General features: G+C 48.5%; 12 protein-coding genes and 1 pseudogene. 9 read left to right on the top strand and 4 right to left on the bottom strand.

The genetic code is table 11. From position 1 onward, the window contains the following. Positions 1-153 precede the first annotated feature (153 nt). Together ACFQ3W_RS12000 and ACFQ3W_RS11995 are read left to right on the top strand one after the other, a co-directional pair. Entirely contained in the window at positions 154-1,968 is a 1,815-nt protein-coding gene (locus ACFQ3W_RS12000; protein ID WP_379319471.1) for a peptidoglycan D,D-transpeptidase FtsI family protein, read from the top strand. 127 nt (positions 1,969-2,095) lie between these two features. Then, entirely contained in the window at positions 2,096-3,541 is a 1,446-nt protein-coding gene (locus tag ACFQ3W_RS11995) for a polysaccharide deacetylase family protein (RefSeq protein ID WP_379319470.1), read from the top strand. Between the two features lie 84 nt (positions 3,542-3,625). Here the strand turns inward: ACFQ3W_RS11995 and ilvD are convergent, their stop codons facing one another. Further along, positions 3,626-5,314 (bottom strand): dihydroxy-acid dehydratase, encoded by a 1,689-nt coding sequence (ilvD, locus tag ACFQ3W_RS11990; RefSeq protein WP_379319469.1) that lies wholly within the window; start codon positions 5,312-5,314, stop codon positions 3,626-3,628. 245 nt (positions 5,315-5,559) lie between these two features. On the opposite strand from ilvD, the gene ACFQ3W_RS11985 reads away from it, so the two are divergent. Beyond that, a complete protein-coding gene (locus ACFQ3W_RS11985; RefSeq protein WP_379319468.1) occupies positions 5,560-6,219 on the top strand; it encodes an oxidoreductase in 660 nt (219 codons plus the stop codon). A 63-nt stretch (positions 6,220-6,282) separates the two neighbouring features. On the opposite strand, the pseudogene ACFQ3W_RS11980 reads toward ACFQ3W_RS11985, so the two are convergent. Continuing rightward, positions 6,283-6,534, bottom strand: a pseudogene (locus tag ACFQ3W_RS11980) (KGG domain-containing protein); the annotation flags it as partial. Positions 6,535-6,708: 174 nt separating this feature from the next. Beyond that, positions 6,709-7,761 (bottom strand): acyltransferase family protein, encoded by a 1,053-nt coding sequence (locus ACFQ3W_RS11975; RefSeq protein WP_379319467.1) that lies wholly within the window; start codon positions 7,759-7,761, stop codon positions 6,709-6,711. A 306-nt stretch (positions 7,762-8,067) separates the two neighbouring features. Here ACFQ3W_RS11975 and ACFQ3W_RS11970 point away from each other — a divergent pair, with 306 nt between their 5' ends. Beyond that, on the top strand, positions 8,068-8,868 hold the full coding sequence (locus tag ACFQ3W_RS11970; protein ID WP_379319466.1) for an HAD family hydrolase: 801 nt from the start codon (positions 8,068-8,070) through the stop codon (positions 8,866-8,868). After that, complete coding sequence (locus tag ACFQ3W_RS11965; RefSeq protein WP_379319465.1) at positions 8,865-9,614, top strand: NAD-dependent protein deacylase; 750 nt, start codon at positions 8,865-8,867, stop codon at positions 9,612-9,614. The genes ACFQ3W_RS11970 and ACFQ3W_RS11965 overlap by 4 nt, the downstream gene beginning before the upstream one ends. Positions 9,615-9,634: 20 nt before the next feature. Here the strand turns inward: ACFQ3W_RS11965 and ACFQ3W_RS11960 are convergent, their stop codons facing one another. Continuing rightward, entirely contained in the window at positions 9,635-10,495 is an 861-nt protein-coding gene (locus ACFQ3W_RS11960; protein ID WP_379319464.1) for an AraC family transcriptional regulator, read from the bottom strand. 172 nt (positions 10,496-10,667) lie between these two features. Here ACFQ3W_RS11960 and ACFQ3W_RS11955 point away from each other — a divergent pair, with 172 nt between their 5' ends. The 4 genes from ACFQ3W_RS11955 (at position 10,668) to ACFQ3W_RS11940 (ending at position 16,000) form a co-directional block, all read left to right on the top strand. Further along, positions 10,668-11,846 carry a galactokinase gene (locus tag ACFQ3W_RS11955; protein ID WP_379319463.1) on the top strand — a complete coding sequence of 393 codons (1,179 nt, stop codon included), beginning with the start codon at positions 10,668-10,670 and terminating at the stop codon, positions 11,844-11,846. Between the two features lies 1 nt (position 11,847). Continuing rightward, on the top strand, positions 11,848-12,834 hold the full coding sequence (gene galE, locus ACFQ3W_RS11950) for a UDP-glucose 4-epimerase GalE (protein ID WP_379319462.1): 987 nt from the start codon (positions 11,848-11,850) through the stop codon (positions 12,832-12,834). Between the two features lie 15 nt (positions 12,835-12,849). Further along, the gene (locus ACFQ3W_RS11945; RefSeq protein WP_379319461.1) at positions 12,850-14,424 is read left to right on the top strand and encodes a UDP-glucose--hexose-1-phosphate uridylyltransferase; all 1,575 of its coding nucleotides are present in this window, start codon (positions 12,850-12,852) and stop codon (positions 14,422-14,424) included. A gap of 412 nt (positions 14,425-14,836) precedes the next feature. Further along, positions 14,837-16,000, top strand: a complete 1,164-nt coding sequence (locus ACFQ3W_RS11940) for an iron-containing alcohol dehydrogenase (RefSeq protein WP_379319460.1) — start codon at positions 14,837-14,839, stop codon at positions 15,998-16,000. The last annotated feature ends 58 nt before the right edge of the window (positions 16,001-16,058 follow it).

Below are 16,058 nucleotides of genomic sequence, written 5' to 3'. Positions count from 1 at the left end.
TAAGAGTAAGCTGCAGCCTCGTTAGGTCAAATTTGACCTAGCGAGGCTGTTTTATATGGGCAGCGATAGCAAGAACATTATAGCAGTATGGAGTGTGAATTAGCTTTTCCCAGGAAATAATGGGGAAAGGTAAGCACGAACGGAGGGCATTCCATGACATTGCTGCGGAAAAAGCGCATTTTTTATTTATTATTATCATTTTTAGTGATATTCTGCGTATTTGCGCTTCGTATAGCCTGGATTCAGACACACTCTGCCCTAAAATCGGTTACAATCGGGGGAAAAACGATCAATGAACTGGCCGTTAGGCAACGGGAGGAAAGTATCGAATTGGATTCCGGGCGAGGCCATTTTATGGACCGGAACGGGGTTCCTCTGACCGGAGGTCTGACATGGACCCCGATTTTGTTTCCCATCAAGGAAGTTCCAGCAGTTCAAAAGCTTAATAAATTAGCCGCACTGCTTAATACGACACCTTCTACTCTTCGAGGTATATGGAGTAAGCTTGATAAACCCTATGTATGGCCTGAAGCGGGTACGAGTAGGATCGCGAGTGAAAAGACTAAGAAGGATCCAATGAAGCTGAACATTGAAGAAGCAGAAAGATTTCCTGACCTGAATGGACTGGAGGTTCTTCCTTACGTTTCCAGGTATATGCCGGGAGAACGTGGTAATCAGTGGCTTGGTTATGTTGCGCAGCGACCGGATGTGATCCAAAAGCTTCGAGTGGAGAAACACCATCCTGAGCTCTCTTTGACCCTGCAAATCGGAGCATCGGGACTTGAGAAAACATTTGATGGTTTATTGCGCGGAAATGGCGGCAGTGTAAGAGCAGCCTATACTATCGATGGGGCGAAGCGGCCCATTGAAGGCATAGGAACACGAATTAAGGCGGATAACAGCCGTTATTATCCTCTACAAATCAGAACGACCATTGATGAACAGATTCAGCGTGATATAGAACGGCTTGTCACTCAGATGCATATTCAGGAGGGGGCCGTTACTGTTTTAGATGCGGTTACGGGGGATATCGTGGCTATGGTTTCTTTACCTTTTTATAATCCTAATCAAATCGATCCCTCTGTCAGCAACTGGAGCAATCGGGCGGTGAAGGCCGCCGTTCCAGGTTCGATCTTTAAGACGGTAATCGCGGCTGCGGCGCTGGAGGAAGGAGTTTCATCACCTAAGGAGACTTTTTACTGCAACGGTACTTATGGCAAATACGGAATAGCCTGCTGGAAAAAAGGGGGGCATGGTCCAATTACGCTTGAGGATGGGTTTGCCAAGTCTTGTAATGCAGTATTTGCCGCACTGGGTGAGCGATTAAGCAGTGAAAGCATTGCAGCAGCTGCATCCAAGCTTGGATTGGGACGTACTATCGGTTGGGAAACCGCATCTTTTCTTGGCGGTCCTCCGCTCAAACAACTGGATCAGGAAGAACAGGGACAAGTGTTTTATGCACGAACTAAAGCTGACGGTGGCGTACGGGCTCAGACAGCATTGGGACAACGGGATGTGCTCGTCTCCCCACTACAGGCTGCCAATTTGGTCGTTACTTTACTCCATGGAGGTCAAGTAACAGCTCCCCGAATCGCGAGTGAGATTAGGTTCAAGGATGGAACGCTAATGGCCTCTTTTCCAAGACAAACAGCACCTTCTTCAGCAGGACAAATCTCTCCGAGAACCGCCAAGCTCCTACTTTCCTGGATGAGAAGGGTTGTTACGGATGGAACCGGTCAATCTCTGGAACAAGCCAAATGGCCGCTCGCTGGTAAATCGGGTACCGCCCAGGTGGAGCATGGCGGAAAAACTTTAAACCACCAATGGTTTATCGGCTATGGTCCTACTCATAATCCTAAATATGCGTTGGCTGTTTTGGTGCAGAACCGCCCGGCAGAATCAAAGCATCAAGCAAAGGAATTGTTTTGGCGAGTTATGGATTTATTAGCATCTGACCCACAAAAGTAAAAAAACTTTCTCTGTTGTTTTTCCCAAAAAAAGACGCCTAATCATTTGGTGTATGTGATAAAATAGTGTAGATGCTATGATTTAGAGCATGACAAAGTCATTGATCATAGAAAAGTGGGGAAAACACATGGAGACTTTGCTGCTGTGGTTATTTTATGCTTCAACGCTTTATGCTTTTATTCCCGGTTTGATAACGCGTATATTCGGCTTTCGCGTATTTCGGCATGGAGCAAGCGACAAGTATTACGCCCTCACGTTCGATGACGGTCCAGATCCCAAATACACCCCGATGCTGCTTGATTTACTGAAGCGATTTGAGGTTAAGGCGACGTTCTTTGTCGTAGGCTCTAACGCGGAGAAACATCCAGAGTTGATCAAACGGATGCATGATGAAGGTCATTTGATCGGCATTCACAATTATGTTCACAAAACCAATTGGCTGATGTTCCCTGCTACGGTGAAGAAGCAGATTCAAAGAACGAATAAGATCATCGAGGAGGTTACAGGACATTGCACGAATTATTACCGTCCTCCTTGGGGAATCGTGAACCTGTTTGATTTCACAAATCGGAACGAAACGCAAATTGTATTGTGGTCCGCGATGTTCAGCGATTGGCGTGAACGGGTCGGTGCGGATAAACTTACGAAACGTATGCTGAAGAAACTGCGAGGTGGGGAAATCTTTTTGCTGCATGATTGTGGTGCAACTTTAGGTGCAAATAGCGATGCCCCGGCAGAAATGCTAATGGCACTTGAACGGATTCTTGAAGAAGCCGAGCGGCGCGGCTTAAAGAGCATTCGGATCGATGAGATGATTGAGAACACGGAAGCTATTTTGGCGGCACGCAAAAAGACTAAAGGCACTTCAGCCAAAGCCACTGACAAGACTACCGACAAAGTCTCGGCAAAGCGGCGTAAAAAGAAAATATCTCGCTTTAAAAAAATGATCGTAGCATTGTGGCTGTTATGGGAAAAACTGTTCCATGTTATATTTCAGCTGAAGTCAGCGAATAAAGAAGATGCATTCCTGCACTTCCGAATACGTACATACCATGGAGATAACGTCATCATGACCGGAGGTACAGAGCTCGTCAGTGGCGATCGTATCATGGAACTTCATTTCGACAACAAGAAGCTGTTTGAAATCAGTTCACGTTCCCGAACCCCTGTCCAACTGGCGATCAAAATGATCCGTAAAATGGATACAGCACTGCCTGAGCTAGCCTCCTATGTTGTAAATCATCCGGAACTACACGACGTGAAGGCGCTGTATGGAGTGAGCATGATTAATCGGGGACCGGAACAATTCGGTTTTACGATCGCGGATTTACCCAAAGGATGGTTCGCAAGTTCGTCCCGAATTTATTTGAAATTGTTAATGAGTGTTATTCATCCTGAAGGAAGTTCGAGATTAAAGGAAAATGCTGAAGAACTTGTTCCGAAGCTGATTGTAATGCCGATTGAGTATCTGGTAACCCATTATTCGGAGGATGGCTCGCACCATCGACTAATGAAGAAGGAACAAACGGAAGAAGATGAGACGGTACTTAGTTCTACGTTGCCATGCCGTTAAGCCGAACAAGCGGAAAAAACAAAAAAGCCGTATCCTAGCTATTACACGCTAGGGTACGGCTTTTGTTTTATTGCTGGAGGATTCTTAGTTGATTTTCATGACACCGCCGCGGCTGGCATTAGTTACTAATTTGGAGTAACGGGCCAAATAACCGGTTTTCACTTTCGGTTCAAAGCCCTTCCAGTTTGCTTTACGGCGGTTAAGTTCTTCTTCACTAACGTGAAGCTCGATTTTGCGGTTGTTTAGATCGAGTTCAATGATGTCCCCATCTTCAACAAATGCAATCGGTCCGCCTTCGGCTGCTTCCGGAGAAATATGCCCGATGCTGATGCCGCGAGAAGCGCCGGAGAATCGTCCATCGGTAATGAGACCCACCTTAGCGCCAAGACCCATCCCAACGATCTGAGATGTTGGAGCCAGCATTTCTGGCATGCCCGGTCCGCCCTTCGGCCCTTCATAACGGATAACGACTACACTGCCCTCTTTCACTTTCCCGTTTGCAATTCCTTCAAGAGCTTCGTCCTGGGAATCAAAGCAGATGGCCGGACCCTTATGATATCCGCCGACAGAAGGATCAACTGCGCCGACTTTTATAACGGAGCCTTCAGGTGCCAAGTTGCCGTAAAGGATAGCCAGTCCGCCTTTTTCCGAATATGGATTATCGATGGTGTGAATAACGCTAGTATCGAGAATTTCGCAACCGGCAACATTTTCTGCTATTGTTTTGCCACTAACCGTCATTTGTTCGCCGAATATAGCTCCCGGCTTTTTCAGTAGTTCATGCAGTACGGCACTGACGCCACCAGCCCGATCTACGTCCTCAATGAAAATATCGGAAGCCGGTGCCAGCTTAGCGATATGAGGTACACGATTCGCTACCTCATTGATTCGCTCTAGCGGATAATCGATGCCGGCTTCTTGCGCAAGGGCAAGGGTATGCAAAACCGTGTTCGTGGATCCACCCATCGCCATATCCAAGGCAAAAGCATTATCGATCGATTCTTTGGTTACGATATCGCGAGGTTTAAGGTCCAGCTTAATGAGCTCCATGAGTTGACGCGCGGACTTCCGGACGAATTCACGGCGTTCTTCAGCTACCGCCAGAATCGTACCGTTGCCCGGAAGAGCAAGACCAAGCGCTTCAGCAAGGCAGTTCATCGAATTGGCGGTGAACATACCGGAGCAAGAGCCACATGTTGGACAGCCGAATTGTTCAAGCTCAAGCAAATCATTGTCATCAATCTGTCCGGCTTGGTGGGCACCGACACCTTCAAAGACCGAGGTCAAGGAAAGCTTGCGACCTTTGCTGTCGACACCCGCTTTCATAGGTCCGCCGCTTACGAAAATAGTCGGAATATTGACACGCAGTGCTCCCATCATCATCCCAGGCGTAATTTTATCGCAGTTAGGGATGCAGACCATCCCGTCAAACCAGTGTGCAGAGACGACCGTTTCCAGAGAGTCCGCAATGATTTCGCGGCTAGGTAGCGAATAGCGCATGCCGATGTGGCCCATCGCGATGCCATCGTCCACGCCGATCGTGTTGAATTCAAAAGGAACGCCGCCCGCTTCCCGAATTGCTTCTTTGACGATTTTACCGAACTCCTGCAAATGAACGTGCCCGGGTACGATATCAATGTACGAGTTGCAGACCGCGATAAAAGGTTTATTGAAATCCTCTTCCTTAACGCCGGCTGCCCGCAGCAAGCTGCGATGAGGCGCACGGTCGAAGCCTTTTTTGATCATATCGGAACGCATTTTCTTGGCTGTCATGAATACCTATCCCCCCATGATTTATTTTAGTTTGGAGCTTTACACCGCTAAAGGTTTTCTTTACAGTCTATCACAAGTAACCTTCTTTTTCTACCGAGGATCGAAGAGGAAATTTTATGTCCACCCGGAGATTTTGCTATGATAGAGGTTGGAACTATTTTGATAAACTAAGTGGATATGGATGGCAGATATATGATTTAGAAAGATGCAGGTGTCTGCCGACAGAAGAAGGAGGCTTACCCCATATGAGTCAAAAGGCCGTTGTTGTCGGAGCTACCGGTTTGATCGGCAAAGAGCTCGTTCAGCTGCTGCTAAGCGATTCGGCATACACCAGTGTAACGGTGTTGGTCCGCCGGTCAATGGGCATTAGTGATCCGAAGCTTCATGAGAAGCTGATCGATTTTGATCTACTGGAAGAAGTGAATGTTGATATGGATGGGGCGGATGTATTCTGTGCCCTTGGAACAACACGCAAAGATAGTGGAAGCCAGGAAGCTTTTCGCAGAGTTGACTATACTTATCCATTAACACTGGCCCAAATGGCAAAACATCAAAGAGCACGAGGATTCATCATCGTTTCGGCGATTGGAGCTGATTCTTCATCCCGAACCTTCTACGTTCGTGTCAAGGGAGAAATCGAGGATGCACTGAAGGAGCTTAAACTTCAGTCACTGCACATTTTTCGTCCATCCTTGCTGTTGGGTGCTCGTGAACAATTTCGGTTTGGCGAACGGATTGCACAAATATCTTCAAAAATCTTTATGCCACTATTCTCCGGCGTGCTTCGAAAATACAAGCCGATCTCAGCCAGTTCCGTTGCCAAAGCGATGCTGCTGGCAGCGAAAAGCGGCCGATCCGGTACGCACATTTATGAATCGGATGGAATTAAGGCGGAAGGTATGTAACCACCAGGCTCCTGTCAGGGTAGCCTGGTGGTGAGGCTTACTCATATTAACAAGGATGTATTAGTTTTTGCTCCGTGCCACGCCGCCTTTTTGGCCGATGGTCCGGTAAAAGTCTGTATTGTGTTTCTTCGAGGTCGTTTCTCCGCCCTTTTGGCCAATTTCCTGATAGAATTCTTTGTCATGGGATTTAGCGGTCGCCACACCACCTCGTTGTCCAATTTCTTGGTAAAATTCCTTTCCATGATTTCGGGCGGTAGCTCGCCCTCCTAGGCGTCCCGCTTCCTCACGGCTCATTTTGGCTTGGTTTCGGATCATGTAACCCCTCCTAACGACAATTTTGGAAGATCGTATCAGTTATTTACCACGGGTAATGGCTTTGAAACGGTTTATGGATATTAAGGAATCAACTTACAAATTGTATAACAAAAAAGCACCCCCCTAAATCGGAAGGATGCTAAATACTACAATATCTGAAATGTAAACGATAGGTTATTGTTTGCTAGCTGCCCCAATTTCCCGAAAAGCCCGCTGCTCAAGCTTGAACAGCCATTGTACAGGGGGCTCGATCAGCGGAGATGTACATTTTCGTACCCAAGTATGAGTTAGCAGCAAGGTCATCGCAATAGCGCCTAATACGACCAGCAGGGATGTCGCGTCATTATGGACGAACCCGTAAATCGGAGTTACAGCCACTAGGCGGACTATAAATCCATGCAGCAGGAAGACATACAATGTCCGGCGGCCTAGTTCCGTAATTCTGCCTTCCTGGGTTGGTACAAACCCTAAAAAGGCAATTCCCGTAAGCAATTGCAGCGGGTACAGCAAGAGGCGAAAGACGCCGGCGTACCACTCTTGGTAACCTAGCTGACCGTAAGTCATGCTTCCGTATAACCAACCCGGGGCAATATCCGCGCCGCCCAAGGCGATGATGGCAAACCATGCTATAGAAAAGCATAAAGCTACAGTTTTTACTCGAGTTGTCCATAAACGCTGCAATAAATCGGGTGAAAAATGATAACCAGCTATAAAAAACGGCAGGTAAACGAACGTCCGTGAAAGGCTAAACCAGGATCCGTCCATCTGCAAATAGCCGACAAGCACGCCGAGTGCAATGGAAGCTGCAAGCTGCTGAGCAGGGGACCACTTGCGCATGGCCAACAGCAGTAGTCTCCAGCAGAGGTGACTGGCCAGAAACCAAAGCAGCAAATACGGGGCGAAGAAAGAATGATGAATCTGCTTCGCGTGAAAAACGGTAACATCGAGGATCTGATAAAGAGTTTGAAAAATTACATATTGCATGCCGATCTGAAGGATCACCTTCTGCCCGGCTTCTCCTCTCAGATTTGGCTTGGCGAAATAACCCGTAACAAATACGAACAAAGGCATGTGGAAGGTGAAAATCCATTCATAGAGCCAGTTCATGCCATCAATCCGCGTAGTTAAAGGTTCAATCGCATTGCCGACAAATACGCAAATGATCAGTAGAAATCGCAAATTTAGAAAAAAGGTATCTCCGTAGCGGGATGATTTGATTTGTGTCATGACGTTTACCGCTCCTTTATCCGCCAGGGGTTTGGTTGATGACTTTATACTTCACAGTCGATTATGAATTAAGGAAAAGCTCAAAATTTTAAATAATTGTCCCATGTATAAGTTACTATTTTTGCAAGCTAGTTCTTGTGATTTTTATCACAAAAGAAAACGCTATCAGTTCTTTCTATGTGTCTAACTGGCGAAACCTTATTTTGCGCTGGTTTAATTTGCCTTCATTCCGTTTAGAGGTAAAATAACAGAAGCGAATAAAAGCGGTAGGGATGAAGACTACATCGCGAAGAAGGTGACGGAAAGATGCCATCAATTCAGGTGCGAGAGCGCCTTGCTCCATGCAGGGGAATTTTGTTTGATAAAGATGGGACGCTGCTTGATTTCATGGGGTTGTGGGGCGGCTGGGCAGAAATTCTGACCGGATTGCTTAGTGGCAAGCTGGAGCAGCTGGGAGTGAGGGGCACTGAATTGAAAAGAAACCTGCTCGGACTTCATCGAGACTCCTCAAATCGTATCATTGGTTATGACAAGGCAGGACCGTTCGCTATGGCGACAGAGGCTGAGGTAACGGCCCTTCTTGCTTCACAGCTTTATGAGGCAGGAGTTCCATGGAATGATGCGTTGAGTATGATCCGAGAATTTAATAAGACGGCGATGGAGGAGTTGAAGAGGCTGCGGAATGTTCGCCCGCTCCCAGGACTAAACGAATTTCTTGCTGCTTGCAGAAGCGAAGGTATCGTTCTTGGTGTCGTGACCTCGGACATCACTTCCGAGGCGCTTGAGCATTTGGAGTGGTTAGGGATCCGCGGCTATTTTCAAAGCGTTGTTGGTCAAGACCGTGTTGAAAAAGGTAAGCCGGAACCGGATATGCTCTTGCTAGCCTGCCGGGAACTTGGTATAACGCCTAAGGATGCGGTAATCATCGGTGACAGCAATGCGGATATGCAAATGGGAAAAAAAGCAGGGGTAAGCCTTGCGGTCGGAATATCGGAAGATGGTGAGAAGCCATCGCAGGCGACATCCTTTTTATTTGATGCCGATGCGATTGTTTCCGATTATAAAGAAATCAAGGTTGTGGATACGATAGGAGGAAATAACATATGAATAATTCTAACATCGAATTACTTGCATCCTGGGTGAAAGAAAGCCAGCGGATCGTATTTTTTGGCGGGGCGGGCATCTCTACAGAGAGTGGGATACCCGATTTCCGTTCGGCAGCGGGAATTTACCAAACGGAGAAGGACTCGCCTTATTCGCCGGAAGAAATCTTGAGCCGACGTTTTTTTGATCGCCACCCGGAAGTTTTTTTCGATTTTTATAAATCCAAGATGATACACCTCGAAGCTAAACCGAATGCGGCGCATGTCTTCTTAGCCGATCTGGAGCGCGAAGGTAAGCTGGAAGCTGTAATTACGCAAAATATCGACGGTCTCCACCAGCAGGCCGGAAGCGAAAAGGTGCTTGAGCTTCATGGTTCGATTCATCGCAATCACTGTATGCAGTGCGGTCGATTTTACCCCTTGGCTGAGGTTGTGAACAGCGCAGAACTTGTTGCACGCTGCCAGTGCGGCGGGGTTATCAAACCGGATGTCGTGCTCTATGGGGAAAATCTCGACCACAACGTTATCGAGGATACGGTAACCGCGATTGCTGGTGCTGACCTGTTGCTGATCGGAGGAACCTCGCTTACCGTTCAGCCGGCGGCCTCCCTGGTGACCTATTTCCGCGGCGGTCGGACGGTGCTCATCAACGCATCATCTACCACTTATGACAGCCGGGCCGATCTGTTAATCACAGACCCGATTGGGGCCGTACTCGGTGCTGTCAGTAAGCAGCTTGGTCTGCGGTAGGCGTGTCCATATGAACGGCTCTATTTTGTGCTTCGACTAGTTACCGACCTGCGGTATTCGCTGGGCGATTCATGGTGAAAACGGCGAAACTGCCGGGAAAAATATAGCGGATCCGTTAACCCGACGGAAGCGGCGATTTGCTCGATAGAGAGCTCAGGCCGCTCGCGCAGGAGCTGACGGGATTTGTCAATTCGCAGCTTAAGCAAATAAGTGACGGGCGTTATGCCCGTTTCTTTTTTGAATATGCGTGATAGATACGCTCTGTTGTAGCCTAATGAGGAGCACATTTGTTCAATGGATACCGGATGCGCATATTGGCTTGTCATATAGTGAATCATTTGTTTAACGATCCGTTGCACGCCGGCCTCGCCGAAGGGAATCGCCGACTCTTTGACGAGCGTTTCCTGGGCTTCGGCCATCAATTCGTGCAGCAGCCCTAACGACAGCAGATGGGAGCTCGTTTTTTTCGACTGAAAAGCCTGTAGTACCCGCCGTAGAAGCTGCGGGATGATGCTGTCCTTTCCGTCTCTCAGGACCGGACGCTCCGGGGTGAATCCGGCTCGATGAACGAGACCCGCCGCCTCGGCTCCGGTGAAAGCGATCCAGCGGTAGCGCCAAGGCTCCGCTACATCCGAGGCATAGGTGACCAACTGCTCGGGATGAATGAGAAAGCAGTCGCCTTCGCCTAAATCGAAAGCGGAAAATTCGGTTTGATAGCTCCCTTTGCCCTGCTCGATAAAATGCAGCAGGAAATAATCGTATACTTTTGGACCCACGCGATGATCGGCACGAGTCTGACTTTCACCTGCAAACAGAACGTGAAGGTTCCCCTTCTCGTATACTTCAGGGTTGGCTGCGGCACTGTAGGTTTCCTGAATCACTTCTTATGTCTCCTTCACAAATTGATGGGTGGCCTGCTGGGTGTCTACTCCTATTCTACTTTGAAAAGTCACATTTATCTATATACAGCTCGCAAAGTTGCATTATCAAAATAATGTGTAAACGCTATACTGTGAACAAGAACGAAAGATTCCACGATGATGAGGTGTATCCATGAAGAAACAGGAAATGGAACAATTGTTTATATCAAAATTCGGTGAGAGCTCTGAAACGCTGCGGGTCTTCAATGCGCCGGGTCGCGTTAATTTGATCGGCGAGCATATCGATTACAATGGTGGATATGTGCTTCCGGCCGCATTGGAGTTCGGTACGACGCTCGCGGTTCGTAAACGCTCCGATCGAAAAGTGACGTTTGCCTCGATGAATCTTCCTTTTCAGACGGAAATCGCCTTGGAGGAGCTTGGAAAACAAAAAACGGGCGAGTGGATCGATTATCCAATCGGCGTTATTGTAGAGCTTCAAAAGCTTGGCGCGCCGCTCACCAGCGGCTACGATCTTTTATTCCACGGAGAAATTCCAAACGGTGCGGGCTTGTCCTCCTCAGCTTCGATCGAAGTAGTGACCGCCTTTGCATTATTGAGCATGGAAGGGAAAGCGACGGATAAAGTGGAGATCGCCCGCTTGTCGCAGCGAGCCGAAAACCAATACGTCGGCGTAAATAGCGGCATCATGGATCAGTTTGCGGTATCGAATGGCGCTCAGGATCATGCCATCCTGCTGATGTGCGATACGCTTGAATACAAGCTTGTTCCGTTCCGGACGGGGGCGTACAAAATCGTCATCGGCAATACAAACAAGCGCAGAGGACTGGTTGATTCGAAATACAATGAGCGGCGGGAACAATGCGATGCAGCGTTGCACATTTTGCAGCAGCGGGAACAAGGCCTCGAATATTTGGCTCATCTCAAACCGGAACAGCTAGCACAATGGAAAGGGGACTTCCAAGACGAGGTATTGCTGAAACGGGCAACGCATGTCGTTGAAGAGAACGCACGGGTGCTGAAATCGGTGGAAGCACTTCGAGCAGGTGATTTGCAAGCGTTTGGAGAGCTTATGAATGCTTCTCATGATTCGCTTCGCGACTTGTACGAAGTAAGCTGCTTGGAGCTTGATGTGATGGTGGAGGAAGCTCGCAAAATCGACGGAACGCTGGGGGCACGTATGACCGGAGCAGGTTTTGGCGGATGTACCGTTTCTCTTGTTCACGAAAATGACGTGGAAGCATTTGTGTCCCAGGTTGGCCAAGCGTACAAGGAGCGGACCGGTTTGGAAGGCGAGTTTTACGTTTGCGGCGTAGGCGAAGGTGTTCATGAAATGAAGGGGGAGAAGTAACATGGCGATTTTAGTAACGGGCGGAGCAGGCTACATCGGTTCTCACACGGTTGCTGAGCTGCTGAAGCAGGGCAAAGAGGTTGTCGTGATTGACAATTTGCAATCCGGTCATCGTGAAGCGCTGCTAGGCGGCAAGCTGTACGAAGGAGATTTGCGCGATAAAGCGATTATGACAAAGCTGTTTGCCGAAAATGAGATCGAAGCAGTTATTCACTTTGCCGCGAATTCCCTCGTTGGGGAGAGCATGAAGGACCCGGTAAAATACTACGACAACAACGTTTACGGAACGCTTTGCCTACTGGAAGCGATGGATAAAGCGAATGTCCGTAAAATCGTCTTCTCCTCGACGGCGGCCACTTACGGTGAACCGGATAAGGTGCCAATTGAAGAAGCAGACCAAACCCACCCGACGAATGTATACGGTGAAACGAAGCTGACGATGGAACGTATGATGGCCTGGTTCGACCAGGTGCTTGGCGTCAAATATGTGTCGCTGCGTTATTTCAACGCTGCCGGGGCGCATGAAAGTGGAAAAATCGGCGAGGATCATAATCCGGAAACCCACCTGATCCCGCTCATTATTCAAGCCGCACTCGGTCAGCGACCTTCGATTCAAGTGTTTGGCGAAGATTATAACACACCGGACGGAACCTGCGTACGTGATTACATCCATGTCAGCGATCTGGCGGATGCTCATATGCGGGCGGTGAATTATTTGATGGACGGCGGGGAGAGCAATATTTTCAACTTGGGCAATGGGCTAGGCTTCTCGGTAAAAGAAGTCATTTCGACGGTGAAGAGTGTGACCGGCCGCGAATTCCCGGTAGTGACGAGCCCGCGCCGCGCCGGTGATCCTGCTGTACTGATTGCATCCTCGGAGAAGGCTCGCACTGTACTTGGCTGGGATCCTAAGCTAGCCAAACTCGAGCATATTATCGGGAGTGCATGGGAGTGGCACAGAAACCATCCGAACGGGTACAACAACTAAGGAGTTGAGCGAACGATGGGAGTAGAAGAGAGAAAACAGAACGTTTTACATGCCATTGAACGTCTCGTGAACTATGCCTTGGAACAAGGGCTGATCGACTGGTGGGACGTGGATTATTCTCGCAACCGTTTGTTGGAGCTGTTTGCCTTTGATGAACCTTTTTTGGGCAAGGTGTCGGAGGAGCCGCTGGACGGTCCGCAGGAGCCGCTTGAAATTGTGATCGATTACGGTCATGAAATCGGGCTTATTCCGGAAAATACGCCAACTTATCGCGATCTGCTGGATGCCAAGATCATGGGGCTGCTCATGCCTCGCCCTTCGGAGACGATCGAAGCGTTCCAGGGAACGGAGAAGGCGAAGGGAATCGAAGCGGCTACCGATGATTTCTACAAGCTGTCGGTGGCAAGCAACTATATACGGATGGACCGGGTACGGCAAAATATTTATTGGAGTCAGCCGACGCAGTACGGCGAAATGGAGATTACGATCAATCTTTCCAAGCCGGAAAAAAATCCAAAAGAAATCGCCATGGCGAAGCTGCTGCCTCCGCCGGTTTATCCAAAATGCCAGCTTTGCCGCGAGAATGTCGGCTATGCCGGACGGATCAACCATCCCGCAAGGCAAAACCTGCGCGTCATTCCGCTGGAGCTGAATGGAGAACCATGGTTCTTCCAGTATTCGCCATACGTGTACTATAACGAGCATTGTATTATTTTCCATCATGACCATGTTCCGATGAAGCTGACGAGAGACACTTTCAAGCGTCTGTTTGATTTCACGACGTTATTCCCTCACTACTTTATCGGATCCAACGCGGATTTGCCGATCGTGGGCGGGTCAATATTAACGCATGATCACTTCCAAGGTGGAAGACATAAGTTCCCGCTGGAGAAAGCGCCAGTAGAAGCGACCTTCCGCCATCCTAAGTTTGAGGGGGTCACCGTAGGAATGGTGAAGTGGCCGATGACAGTTCTTCGGCTGAACGGACAGGATCCTGCAGTGGTACTCGAGGCTGCCGATGACCTGTACGAAAAATGGAAGCTCTACAGCGATTCGGACGCGGAAGTGTATGCTTTTACCGAGCAGGATGGGACTAAGGTACCTCATAATACGGTAACGCCTATCGTACGGCGGGGCGCGGATGGGGGCTACGAGGCGGACATCGTGCTTCGCAACAATCGGACGAGTGAGCAGCACCCGGAAGGCATCTTCCATCCGCACCGCGAGATGCACCATATTAAGAAGGAAAATATCGGTCTGATCGAAGTGATGGGGCTTGCGATTTTGCCGGGACGGTTGAAGGAAGAGCTTGCCGGCATCGTGGACATCTTGAGCGGCGACACGGCGCTCTACGATGAGACGGTGTCAGATCCGTCATCCCGTCTGGCGGTCCACGCCGACTGGGCTCGTGAGCTAGTAGGCCGTTTTGGGACATCCCTTACGAAAGAGAAGGCCGATGCTATTTTGAAAGACGAGGTTGGCCTTAAGTTTTCGCAAATTTTGGAACATGCCGGGGTGTTCAAGACGACGGAATCAGGCCGTAAGGCATTCGAACGGTTTGTGCTTTCGGCGGGTTATCAAAAGATGTAATAGCTGCGGATAGGACTTTATTATACTGCAGATGCATATCACAGGGGACGGATGAAAAAGCCGGAAGGCTTTTCAATCCGTCTTTCTGCTTATTAATAAGGCGCCTATGCGCTAACGCGGCAGAAATAGGTACAAAAAACGGACTTATTTTAGAAGAATCAGATATACTTGCTATAATAGGGGAATTTTATGTACCTATTTACGATCAATAACGTCAAAATGGTACTTTTACCAGTTCTAATGTGGAAATAAGGCCACAAAATCCCCTTATTAGTCAGTAAGATCTGTTTGTTTGTCTTTAAAATATCGTTCAAAGTATAATGAAATAGAGATGATAAGATAATTTTAGCAAAACTCACGAATCTGCTCGACTGGGTACTCACTTCATCAACATGACTGGAGGAATTTTTGCATGGATAATTTCATATTTCACAATCCGACGAAGCTGATTTTTGGTAAAGACCAGTTGGAAGCCTTGAAAAAAGAAGTGCCGGCATATGGTAAAAAAGTACTACTCGTTTACGGCGGCGGGAGCATCAAGCGGACTGGGTTGTACGATAAAGTCATAAGCGTCCTAAACGAGATTGGAACCGAGGTTACAGAGCTGGCCGGTGTAGAGCCAAATCCGCGGTTATCAACCGTTCATCGCGGGGTAGAGCTGTGCAAGTCAAAGGGAATCGATCTGGTGCTCGCCGTAGGCGGTGGAAGCGTCCTGGACTGTTCAAAAGCGATTGCTGTAGGGGCAAAATATGATGGAGACATGTGGGACTTTGCAGTACACAAGGCCGCTCCGAAAGATGCGCTACCGCTCGGTACGGTACTGACGATGGCCGCAACCGGTTCGGAGATGAACGGAAATTCGGTCATTACGAATGAAGACACAAAAGAGAAGCTGGGATGGGGCAGCAAGCTCGCTTATCCTGTTTTTTCCATTCTAGACCCGGTCAATACATATTCTCTGCCAAAAGATCAGACGGTGTACGGAATGGTAGACATTATGTCCCATGTATTTGAACATTACTTTCATAAGACAACAAATACGCCACTCCAGGACGGCTTATGTGAAGCCATTCTGAAGACGGTTATCGAGACTGCGCCAAAGCTGATTCAAAATCTCGAAAGCTACGAGCACCGGGAGACGATTTTGCTCAGCGGAACGATGGCCCTGAATGGGGTTGTCAATATGGGACTAGCGGGCGACTGGGCGACGCATAACATCGAGCATGCTGTTTCGGCCGTGTACGACATTCCTCATGGCGGGGGCCTTGCTATTCTATTCCCGAACTGGATGAAGTACAATATGCATCACGATATTCCTCGCTTCAAGCGGTTAGCGGTAAATGTGTTCAACGTTGATCCGACAGGTAAAAGTGATGAGGTTATCGCCCTTGAGGGAATTGACGCGCTGCGTTCATTCTGGAATTCGATCGGGGCCCCAAGTCGTCTAGCTGATTATGAAATTGATGACAGCCACCTTGAGGTCATGGCGGATAAGGCTGTTAAATTTGGTCCATTTGGTAATTTTGCTGTCCTGGATAAACAGGATGTGACGGAAATTTATCGGATGTCTCTATAGTTTAGTTCGCGATAAAGAAAACACGGGTTGCTCATGGTGAAATCTTGAGTGGCCTGTG

It is taken from the genome of Paenibacillus puldeungensis (assembly GCF_042678945.1).
Lineage (GTDB): Bacteria > Bacillota > Bacilli > Paenibacillales > Paenibacillaceae > Fontibacillus > Fontibacillus puldeungensis.
This window is presented reverse-complemented; position numbering and strand designations above follow the sequence as displayed.